General features: G+C 44.9%; 8 protein-coding genes. 5 read left to right on the top strand and 3 right to left on the bottom strand.

Annotation, left to right across the window (positions count from 1 at the left end; genetic code table 11):
• From ACED46_RS20210 to ACED46_RS20200, 3 genes are all read left to right on the top strand, one after another.
• Positions 1 to 583 (top strand): substrate binding domain-containing protein (locus tag ACED46_RS20210; protein ID WP_371722284.1); only part of this gene is annotated, 583 nt, incomplete at its 5' end.
• Positions 584 to 594: 11 nt separating this feature from the next.
• The gene (locus ACED46_RS20205) at positions 595 to 2,655 is read left to right on the top strand and encodes a prolyl oligopeptidase family protein (RefSeq protein ID WP_371722283.1); all 2,061 of its coding nucleotides are present in this window, start codon (positions 595 to 597) and stop codon (positions 2,653 to 2,655) included.
• Positions 2,656 to 3,028: 373 nt separating this feature from the next.
• The gene (locus tag ACED46_RS20200) at positions 3,029 to 3,448 is read left to right on the top strand and encodes a substrate-binding domain-containing protein (protein ID WP_371722282.1); all 420 of its coding nucleotides are present in this window, start codon (positions 3,029 to 3,031) and stop codon (positions 3,446 to 3,448) included.
• A 338-nt stretch (positions 3,449 to 3,786) separates the two neighbouring features.
• Here the strand turns inward: ACED46_RS20200 and ACED46_RS20195 are convergent, their stop codons facing one another.
• Genes ACED46_RS20195 through ACED46_RS20185 form a run of 3 tightly spaced genes read right to left on the bottom strand, consistent with a single transcriptional unit; the run spans position 3,787 to position 9,651 of the window.
• Entirely contained in the window at positions 3,787 to 4,797 is a 1,011-nt protein-coding gene (locus ACED46_RS20195) for a hypothetical protein (RefSeq protein ID WP_371722281.1), read from the bottom strand.
• Complete coding sequence (locus ACED46_RS20190; protein WP_371722280.1) at positions 4,797 to 9,182, bottom strand: toxin VasX; 4,386 nt, start codon at positions 9,180 to 9,182, stop codon at positions 4,797 to 4,799. Before ACED46_RS20190 ends, ACED46_RS20195 begins: the two co-directional genes overlap by 1 nt.
• Positions 9,183 to 9,198: 16 nt before the next feature.
• Entirely contained in the window at positions 9,199 to 9,651 is a 453-nt protein-coding gene (locus ACED46_RS20185) for a hypothetical protein (protein ID WP_371722279.1), read from the bottom strand.
• Positions 9,652 to 10,233: 582 nt separating this feature from the next.
• Here ACED46_RS20185 and ACED46_RS20180 point away from each other — a divergent pair.
• Together ACED46_RS20180 and ACED46_RS20175 are read left to right on the top strand one after the other, a co-directional pair.
• A complete protein-coding gene (locus tag ACED46_RS20180) occupies positions 10,234 to 10,476 on the top strand; it encodes a helix-turn-helix domain-containing protein (RefSeq protein ID WP_104036867.1) in 243 nt (80 codons plus the stop codon).
• Positions 10,477 to 10,755: 279 nt separating this feature from the next.
• A partial coding sequence (locus ACED46_RS20175) for a tyrosine-type recombinase/integrase (RefSeq protein ID WP_085343577.1) occupies positions 10,756 to 11,345 on the top strand: 590 nt, incomplete at its 3' end.

Raw genomic sequence — 11,345 nt, 5'->3', positions numbered from 1 at the left:
GTTTTGTAATATGCACCCAGGTTTAACGGTCGATATGTCTCTGAATAATCGCTTTGTCGACTTGGTTGAGGATGGTCTCGATTTGGTGATTCGAACCGGCTACTTGGAAGATTCAAGCCTCATTGCTCGTCATATATTGGATTCACAATGGGTGGTGTGCGCTTCGCCGTCTTATATTGCTAAGAATGGTAAGCCGATGCTGCCTAAAGATTTAGTGCAGCACAATTGCTTGCAATACGCCTATCAAACAACGGGTGCTAGCGAATGGCAGTTTCTGCATAGTAAAGATGGCTGTACCGACAATGACAAATATATCGTGCGTGTTGCGGGCTCTTTTTCGACTGACAATGCGACCGCGTTAAGAAAAGCGGCGCTGGGTGGGCATGGTGTGGCGTACGTACCACGTTGTCTGGTTTATCACGACATTCGCAATGGTCAGCTGGTGGATATCTTCCCTGATTTGGTAGGCAAAAAGTTGGGAATTTATGCGGTGTACCCTTTTACTCGCCAGCCACCAAACAAGATTAAGTTATTGATTGAACATATCAGAACGCGCTACTTGACGATTTCTCACTATTTTTAATAAGGATCACGATGAGCTATTTAAAAGAGTATCCATATCCAATCACCAATAAACAGATCGTCAGCGATGACTACTTTGGTCAGATAATCGAAGACCCATATCGTTGGCTAGAAGACGACAGAAGTGACGAGACCGCGAAGTGGGTGGCGAGTCAAAACGCAATCACGTTTGATTACCTCGCTCAAATCCCGTATCGCGCGGAACTGAGAGAGCGACTGGCAAAAGCACAAGACTACAAAAAGAGCTCGCAGCCGTTTGTGCGAGGTGATTATACCTATTTCTATAAGAATGATGGTCTGCAGAACCACAGTATTCTCTATCGTCAGAAAGAGGGGCAACAGGTTGAAGTCTTCCTAGATCCGAATACCTTCTCGGAAGACGGCACCACATCATTGGGCTCAGTTTCGTTCTCGAAAGATTACAGCTTAGTGGCATACAGCATCTCTGAAGGTGGTAGCGACTGGCGTAAGATCTTCGTGATTGATACCGAGACTAAACAGCAGCTTGAAGCCGAAATCACTGACGCCAAATTTACTGGTATTTCTTGGTTGGGTAATCGCGGCTTTTATTACTCTAGTTACGACAAGCCAGACGGCAGTGAACTCTCTGCTCGTACTGAGCAACACAAGCTGTACTTCCATGAGTTGGGTACAGAGCAAGCTAGCGACAAAGTTATCTTTGGTGAGAACAACGCTGAGCAGCACCGCTATGTATCAGGCTATACCACCGAAGACGACCGTTACTTGATCATTCTAGGGCGAGAGTCGACATCGGGTAATAGACTGTTCTATATCGATTTAAACTCACCAGAACAACAGCTGAACACGCTGATTGATCATGTGGATAGCGACATTTATCTCATCGATAACCAAGATGAGACCTTCATTCTATATACGAATCTTGATGCGCCTAATGGCAAGGTGGTGAGCTTTGGTACTCGCGATGGGAAATGGCTCGAAATCATCCCTGAAAAGCCACAGCCATTGGATATCAGCACGGGTGGTGGCCACTTGTTTGCTCACTACATGGTGGATGTGGTGTCTAAGATTGAGCAGTTGGATTACCAAGGTAACCTAGTTCGTGAAATTCATTTGCCTGGGCTGGGAACGGCCAGTGGCTTAGGTGGAAAAAACGAGCAAACTCAGCTTTATTACACCTTTACCAACTATGTAACGCCGCCAACGATTTTCTCTTTCGATGTCGAATCAGGCAATTCTGAAATCTACCAACGCTCTGAGTCTCCGTTTGAGTCGGATCAATTTGAGTCTAAACAAGTCTTCTATACCTCGAAGGATGGCACCAAGGTTCCGATGCTTATCTCTTATAAGAAGGGATTAGTGTTAGATGGCAATAATCCAACCATGTTGTACGCCTATGGTGGCTTTAACGTTAGCCTAACGCCTTCTTTCTCGGGCACGGTTGGCAGTTGGCTAGAACTGGGTGGCGTATATGCGGTGCCGAACCTGCGTGGCGGTGGTGAGTATGGTAAGGCGTGGCACAAAGCGGGAACTCAGCAGAAAAAGCAGAATGTCTTTGACGACTTCATTGCTGCTGCCGAGTTCTTAATTGAAGAAAACTACACCAGTAGCGATAAGTTGGCGATTCGCGGCGGTTCTAACGGAGGCTTGCTGGTAGGAGCTTGTATGACACAAAAGCCTGAGCTGTTCCAAGTGGCTCTGCCTGCTGTTGGGGTGTTGGACATGTTGCGTTACCACACATTCACGTCTGGCGAAGGGTGGGCGTACGACTATGGCACATCCGCGCAGAACAGAGAGATGTTCGAATATCTGCTTGGCTATTCTCCGGTTCATAATGTGGTGCGTGGCACGGATTATCCAGCAACATTGGTGACGACCGCTGATCACGATGACCGCGTAGTACCGGCTCACTCTTATAAGTTCATCTCAGAGCTGCAAGATAAGCATGAAGGTAGTGCGCCCGTGATGATTCGTATTGATGTAAATGCAGGGCATGGTGCTGGAATGCCATTGAGTAAAGCGATCGATCTCACTGCAGATATCTACGCATTTACATTGTTCAATATGGGGATTGAGTCCCTAGATTCACTTTAGCGAATACTTGATTTTAGATAACTGGGTATTTAACTCAGACCAAAAAGCCTCAAAATCTGCCTTAGATTTTGAGGTTTTTCATATATATGAAAACCAATCAAATTCACACCTCGTTCTCTTTGCTTTTCGGCACCCTTTTACGTGATAGCCGCCACCATTACTGATGAAATGAAAGCGATTTCAAGCTGATATTTTACGCATTTTTCACTATAACCTGTTGATCTAAAATCAGTAGTTTTCGTCATGGATTTTCTAAAAGTTTCATGGCATTTAGGCTGATTTATCAGTGTGAACAGCAACCAACTTTTCAACGCTTTCATTGCTTAATATTTCCCTGTTCGATGAAAACTCAAAAAAATAATAGGGAATTACAATGCAAAAATTTAAGCTTTTGCCAATAACAGTCGCAGTGGCGGCCTCGCTTGCTTCACTCTCTTCTTTTGCTGCTGATACTGATATCGAAGCATTAGAAAAACGCATTCAAGAGTTAGAATCTAGGGTTCACTTCTCCGCCTTGTTTACTGCTAACGACCAAACCGCTTACGGGGCGATTAAGGCGCTACACGATCACGGTTATAAAGTGCCAGAAGATGTGTCAGTGATTGGGTTTGATGACTTACCAACGTCGAAGTATTTCACACCCGCGTTAACAACATTAAGGCAGCCAATTGAAGAGATTGGTGAAGTGTGTGCTCAGTCGATCTTGAACTTGTTATCTGGCGAGCGACATGAAGCAAGGTTGCCTCCGATTGATTTAATTGTGAGAGAGTCGACCAAATCTTTGTATCGTTAATTTCAAGACAAGCATCAAGGTGGTGCGCCTGTGATGATTCGTACTGATGTCAATGCGAACCATGGTGCAGGAATACCGCTGAGTAAAGCTATCGATCTCACCGCTTATATTTGCGCGTTCATATTGTTCAATACGGGGCAGGTAAGCTAAAACACTTTTGCCCCTTTATTGTTTTCGAACATGACGACACGTGTGGCTATTGTCTATACACGCCACACATGTCCATAATATTAATCGTGACTTTATATTTAGGTATTGTGAATATACATTCCGAAAGATGAGTAAAGGTAAGTTAGTCCTACCGCACTAACTAACCTTAACGAGATTGTTCTCAAACCTTAAATCGCATGACCTTTTACCCGATTCGTTTGGTAGTGGGAAACGAGATCATTTTGAGCAGCAAGAACTGCTTCAACACGTTGTTCAAAGTTATCCGGCTTTTTATCCTTGCGTAAGAAGTATTTTGCTGGCTCCCTTGTAAATGACTCACCTGTAATCACTGCTTCTTTGCCATGTTCCATAAACGCTAAGATTTGAGCTAATGGGTAAGTCATATCGCTTTCTCGATGAAAAGAAAGCTTTCCGATATCAATGCCCACGATCCCCATCGGTCTATAGCCCGTTTGTTTTTTGTTCTCAAACTGCAATACGATATTTAAGCCAAGGTGATTTTCTAATATACCCATTTTGTCAAATGACGCCGCGCCAACCCTTCCATGCCGCCACGAGTAGACAATTTGCCTGTTTCTATCAAAGTAAACTTCCGCGTCTTGAGGTTTCAATAAGAAAAGCAGCCACATACCTAAAGATAAAGCACACATGAGTGCAAGGAAGCCTGTCGTCGAGAGAAAACTATCTAATTTCCCTAGTTGCTTAAGCGCTCTCATATGAGTAAACAATGTCACGTCACCGTCTTGCTCAAAATAGATGCTGTAGCCTTGAATTTGCTTTTCATTCTCAGCTAGCCTTCGTTGATAATACGCTTCTTCTTCTGTATCACCAGTCTTTTGAGCATCTAGAATCCATCGTTTGTAATCGGGGGCTCTATCTCTGTGGAAGTCAATCATACGCGCAGCCTGAGCTTTGTGAGACTCAAAATCATATTTATAGCTGGAGGCGTAGATAAAATACAGGGTCAATACGGTTAGCATCAACATCCATGGCACGACAATGGTATTACGGCGAGTATGATAGCCAGTCCTTAACGTCAACAGGTTATCATTGACCGTCATAAACGGTTCGAGTGGGTCTTCCATCGGAACAACGATCACCTCTGCTCGAAATTGCGCCCACCACTTTGAAAAAGGTTGCGCTTTTGTCGTGAATATTCCTCTAGAGCCGCGATTCATTATTTTCCCCAAGGTGTAGTGTTTGGTTTTTCATCAAGCATGCCTATTTGACTCGTGCTTATGTAGCCGCTGTTGGTTAAATAGCGTTTTGGTACAACAGTGTTTGGTGTCGGTTCGTAACACCAGATCAGGCGAGCCCGGTGCGAAAACTCGACATTGATCGTGACATGCAGACCGTCTTCTTTGGCGATACATAACGTCCTATCTTCAAATGCCGCCGCCAACGCACTCCTGAAGGTTTCGGTCATGGCCTTATCGGGCTCAGGGACTGAGTAAGCTGCGTATTTGGCGTCATCCAGTTCACGATAAATCGAACCATGCAGTTGAGATACGTTCATTTTAAAATCCGGCAAGACGAATTCGTAACAGAGCTTGTATCGATACGGCTCTGAGCCATATGGACGAATACTGCTGTCCACAATAGTGAGTTTTGGTGCGTAAAAGTAGTTTAAAAACTCCTGAGACTCGATGTTCAGTGCGGCATCAAAGTATTTAATGTTATCAGATGTCACAGCCTTGTTGTTATTAGATACCACAGCGCTAATAACATCTATTCTCTCTTGAACAGTATCAATTTTGTCTTGCTTTTTAAAATCACTCCAAAACGGGTAATACTCACTGGTCCCCCAGAAAGAGCTGTAGAGCAAGTTTTCGAAACTATTTTTGCCAAATCGGTCAATCTGATGTGCGCTAAATAGGAGGCCAACGAGACCAACTGCGAATAATATGGCACCAGCAGGGCCACCGATGACAGAAAATGCGATCAAGATACTTGAAACACCACCAACAACATAGCCTAACCGAGCTCCGTCAGTACCCGCTCTGTCACTAGTAAATGCGTCCCAGAAGTAAGTGAAGGCTAATGCCACATTTGCACCGACAACAAGTCCTTTTATCGGCGCTGCTGTTAGACGCGTATCTAGACGCTGACTGTAAGCTTGTAAACTGCGCACTCCGAGCTTTTCAGCTAACTGCTTACTCATATTTGGTAACTGCTTTTGAAGGGCAAGAAGTGCTCTCTCAGCTTCACGTGCTGCAATATTTACTCCCTTGGCACTGTACTGACTGAGAGTAATACTGTCTGCCGTGATCGCCGCGAGCGTGGACAACATTTTCACCGTACGATACGCATATTCTTTGTCATCATTGACGGGGTCGAGTGTATCGAATTGTGTTTGAGCCAAAAGATCATTGATGGTATTCACATTTGCTTGATACGACCAATAGGTCAGCCCTAAACCTGCACTTTCTTGTGCGAAATGGAGAAGTGTTTTGGTAGGGAGCCTATCGGCCAGCTTTTTGAGCCATTCAGGTGCTGATGCAGTTGGCTCAGCTTCCAGTAATTCGAAAATACGTTGCTCTGCTTGGTTTGCTTTCATTTCAGACCAATTGAGCAGCTTTTCTCCAAATTGCACGTTTGATTTGATTAAGTTTTTTTGACTTGTTTGTTTATCGATTACGTTTTCGATGTCATCGAGCGCCATGTTGAGTCGATTCCCCGTAAACCGAACCCCTAATAAGGCATCAAATAATGATGGTAAGGTTGCTCTATAAAAGCACTCTAACCCAGAATTTCCCAGTAACTTAGTGCCATAAGTGAACTCAGCTTGTATACGAGCCAAGTAATTACCTATCGAAGTTAATACTGGAGGAACAGCATGATGCCAATTTATTTGATCTTGGGGCTGAAGAAATACGATCTGAATGGCCTTCAGAGAAACTCCCCACACCTTATCTAATGGGGTGAGTTCTTCTGTATGAAAGGCTTCACCAACCCATCTATCCATGCTTTTAATGCCTTCTTCACTTGCGGTCACGCCTTCAAAAAGCGACCCTAGAAGGAGCAGCAATTTACCCATCTCAGCAGCAGGATCGATAATGCCTTGCTGACGAATATCAAAGTAGTGTCTTAGATAGCAAGTGAGCGAGCCAATCTCATCTTCAGCGCCTTTACCCGCTACAAAGTAGTCCATTAAGTCAAGTAGCTTCTCACGCTCACTTTTACTCTTGTCTATGTTCTCTTTATTCTTTTTCAAGTATTCTCGAAGTTCCTCTATCGCTAGATTCTCCTCCGCTGCTTTCTTGACTTCTGGAATATCACTCTCAATACATGACTGTGCGTACTGACCAATCGTCAAAGGGTATTTGTTGACATTGACATAGGCTTGTTGCTCTGCGACATTTTTCGAGATAACTTTTGAGATATCACGCTGACGACCAACTGGATCAAACAAAGCCACCAATGTGCCGTCTTTATGCTCGCTATGGCTTTTTTGCATGGTTTCTACAATGCCTTCAGCCGTAAGGTGATAACTTAGTGTGGTGGTGGCGAGATCAAGCCCGTGTGCCATAGGCTTCACGCTGTCTTTATCTGCCAACCACTTTTCATCGTTGTTGCGGTAATCTTCCACCAAGGTGCTGAGGTTGTCTTGCGTTGCCGCTTGGCTAAACTCGGTTTGCGGCGTACTCAAATCCACCTGCTGCATCGCTTTTTTACGCAACTCTTCATCGCCGTTCATGTTATCAATGATGGCGGCAGACCATTCGTGCTCAGAGTAAACGATGGAGACTTTTTTCGCTTTCGGCGTCACAAATGCAAAAGGATAGAAAGTGGAACCCGATGAGGTATCGAGCGTTAATCCCTCTTGAGCGTTTTCTTCATTGGTGAAATAGTATTTCTCAAACTTTTCAATCACACCGGTCGGCGTTTGGGTTTGCGCATATTTGAATATGTGGAAAGGCGCGGTCTCTTCTTCGCTCTCTTCTTTGATGTACAACCAACCCTCACGCAGAAGGCGAAGCAGGTAGCCACCGGTGTCTTTCAGCCCGGTAGCACTACTCATTTCTGTCATGCTCGGCGGGGCTTGCGCTGGCATCAATTCGTCAAAGAAATTCGCGTAGCCATAACGCACCGGATAAATCGGAATGACATTCTCAATCACGCCAGCCACTTCATTCATGAATGGCTCCACCGTGTCGATGGTTTTCGTGGTGTTGACAACGGCTTCAATCGATTCACTCTCTATGGAATGCAAGTCGTCTGCCGCTTTGATGACCTTTACGTTATCTGTGTTCGCTAAAAGCTCGCTGGCTTTGGTTTGCATTTTACTGAACACGCCAGCAGTAAGCTCAGGTAACTGCTTCATGTACGAGCTTAACGTATCAATGTGCTTATCGAACACATCCTCAGACAGGTACGCGTATTGCAGTTTGCTGGCTTCATCACGTAAGAAGGTTAAACGACTTTTCAGCTTGTTAAGCAGCGCATCGAGTTCACTATTGATGCGCTTTTCTGCCGCTTGCCAATCATAGCCAGCCAAATAGGTTTGTGGGTTGCCTTTACCTCGCGCACGCATGTACGCCAGCATTCGGTCTGTGGTCTCATGCGGCGATAGCCTCAGCAGTACCGACAGTAGCTCCCCTTCTTCTAGTACTTGAGGCAGGGTATAAGCGAGCAGCGATTCGGTGGTATGCGGCAAGGGTTGGTCAAGGTTGCCAATGAGTGCATCACAGGTCTTTGATACATCGAATGTCGTATCTGGGTGATAATGGGTAAAGTGCTGAATGACCTCGGCACTGACCATGTCTTGGAAATAGCGATCGCTACTCAACGTTTGACCAATACTGCCCCAAGCCGTACCAACGGTCTCGATTCTGGTTGGCTGCCAAAAGCCGCGCTGGCCTTTGGAAGCGATATTGAAAAAATCATCGTCCGACTGGCTGTCTACATGACGAGGATTCTCACGTCGAATAGGAGACACCACAAACGGGTCTTGACACTCTTCGACCAGAAGTTTGACCTTGCCCCCTTTAAGAGGGTCGGCATCACTGCGTCCTTTTTCATCCAGCGTGGCTTCATATACTGTCGAGCCATGCTCATCACACAGTTTAAATGGCGCATTCACCAAGCGTTGACCGTTGGGATGTCGAACACAGACATCCATGATAAAGGTTTCTTCTAAATCTTCCTCTACGGTGACCGATGGATTTTGCACGCCAAAGCACATGGTATTGCCATTGTTCATGGTCATTTGGTCACTTTGACGCGCCACCCCTCGACCTTCAATCAGCACGTTAGGCGACGACGTCACAAACTGCGCTTCACCGTTGATGGTTCCTGAGCTGACGCCTTTCTTGTCCCCGCCTTCATCACCGGTGCTGGTGCTAAACTTGCTGCCTTGCAGCGCGATGCTGTTGCCGCCATCGGCGGTAACACTAGTTGAGCCATCGACTAAATCAGACGACTTTGCGTTGTTACCGTAGGGAATTTCTTTTGTCGCTTTGCCTACCGTGGTTAAACAAACGTCGGGGACCGATGCGGTAGCTTCACCGCCTGAGCCTTTATGAACGATACTAAGACCATTTGCGCCAATTGTTGCTGCCATTGTGCTTTCCTTAACCTCAGTTTAAGCGTACTTTTGTCGCTTGAATTTTTTGTAGTTTATCTGCCGATGTATTGATGTTCTGGGCGGTGGTTTTTACCGTGCCACTTTTCGCCGTCATTGACACTTGCGTCTCTCCTGAGCGTAAGGTGATACTTTCTTCACCCTGAATAACCATTTTTTTAGCTCGAAGTATCAATAGGTCTTCATCTAGTAAAGAGGTGAAGATATCAACAAGGATAGGAAGGCTCAGATCGCCATCCATAAAGTTAATTTGGCAGTTCAATTGGTTATCAATAGCGAGATCTATGTCAGAAGCTTTAAACGCTCGGCCTATGACCGCCCATATAGGCTGACCGATCGGATTCCCGTGAAAATCGATCTTAACGCGAGTTTTGTCTGAGTGGATTTCGTGAATTTTACCAATTCGAGGATAAGCTTGTGTTGAGTGCTCTTGTTGCAGGGGATTCATTGCTGCCGTTTCCTTGACCAAATAACGGGAGATTGTAGCAATGAAGTGAATCAAGGCGCTTATTCTTTATGCTGGGAAAAAGTGATTCGCGGTAGTGAATTGCACGCTATTCCCTTTTCAAAGCACTTTTCGCGCTTTTAAAGCAAAGGAAGGGGGCGTTATTTTGTGATTTCAACCTTGCACGTCAGACCTTGTAAAAGTGTGATTCAGGTAACAATAAGGCTCTTGGCTATCGCGGTAAGAGAAATAATCTTAATCTATGGCACGGATGAGCACTCTGCCTACAACGACTGTGATATTACTCTCATCCCAATCAGCAAAAGATTTAGGGAACTTTCCTGTTAATTCGGACTCCGAGCTTATTCATTTTCTATACAGCTGCGCTTAATTCATGAGCTTTGACGGATACTTCGAAAAAATACAGCGAAAAATGAACGCTGCGAGCTCATTAGAGACACTTGTAGTCTGGCGAAAAAGGATCAACATTGGTAATTCTGGTTTGCCTTACAAAACTCAACAAGGGTTCTTAATCGCACATTGCTATACATCGTTCAAAGAAGAAAAAAGTAAGAGGAAAAAAGTATGACGACCTTGATAACGCAGGATGAGGTGGTTCAATGTGTGAAACAAGAGCTTGAATTGACAGGTATTGCAGATAAAAAGCATGCAGCGCCCGATCTCAGCCAATTACTACCAGAAGTGAAGTGCACGATTGTCGAAGTGCTCTTGCTGCATACCCGAGGCAATCAGGCACAAGCCGCACGAATGCTTGGAATGAATCGTTCTACATTGCGAAAGATATATAAACAAAGCCTTAAACGATGAATGCTATCTATTAGCAAGAAGCGGCTTTTGCAAATCCTGCCAATCGCTGCATTAGAATGGAACAAAAGCCGCCAAAGAGAACAAAACGTCCTCTATTCTTCCTCACGATGCCTCATCGAAAGTCTTGGACGGATTTAAAAAAGGCACCAAGAAGGAAAGCGAGACTAGAGTAGCCACAACCAACCGTCAAGCATCTTCTTAATTACCAGCACCACTTCTTCTGTATACCATCCACTAACCTTACTAAGGCCACTTCTAAAGTTAGACTGGAGGTCAATTATGTGGACGAAGAAAGGTCATCTAACTGGGCAGAAAAAGCCTTTCAAACTTGAAGACATATGGCGAATTCGTACTCGGCTCGAAATCGAAGAAAACATCATGGAACTCGCCTTGCTGAATCTAGCCATAGATTGCAAGTTACGATCATGCGATTTACTTAGAATGAAAGTGAGAGACATATCCTCTGGCGGTGTTATTCAAGACCGTGTGCTCTACAGTCAAAGTAAAACGGGGCGAGAGGTGCAGTTTGAGATCACTTCCCGTACAGCACAATCGTTAGCACAGTGGATCATGAAAAGCCAAATTACCGCGTCAGATTACGTGTTTCCTAGTTCCAGAAAGCAGGGTAAATCCATGAGCTATAGCCGTTATCTAAAAATCATTCGTCGTTGGGCAACAAAACTTGGCTACGACTCATATCAGTATGGTACTCACTCAATGCGTCGAACGAAAGCAACACTCATTTATGCACGGACAAAGAACATACGTGCGGTTCAATTATTGCTCGGACACGTAAAACTCGACAATACCATTCGCTATCTTGGTGTTGAAATAGAAGATGCATTAAAGATCTCTGAGAATACCGACTC

This window comes from Vibrio sp. 1S139 (genome assembly GCF_041439475.1).
Lineage (GTDB): Bacteria > Pseudomonadota > Gammaproteobacteria > Enterobacterales > Vibrionaceae > Vibrio > Vibrio crassostreae_C.
Note: the sequence above shows the minus strand (reverse complement) of the source record. Positions and strands in the feature narration are given on the sequence as shown.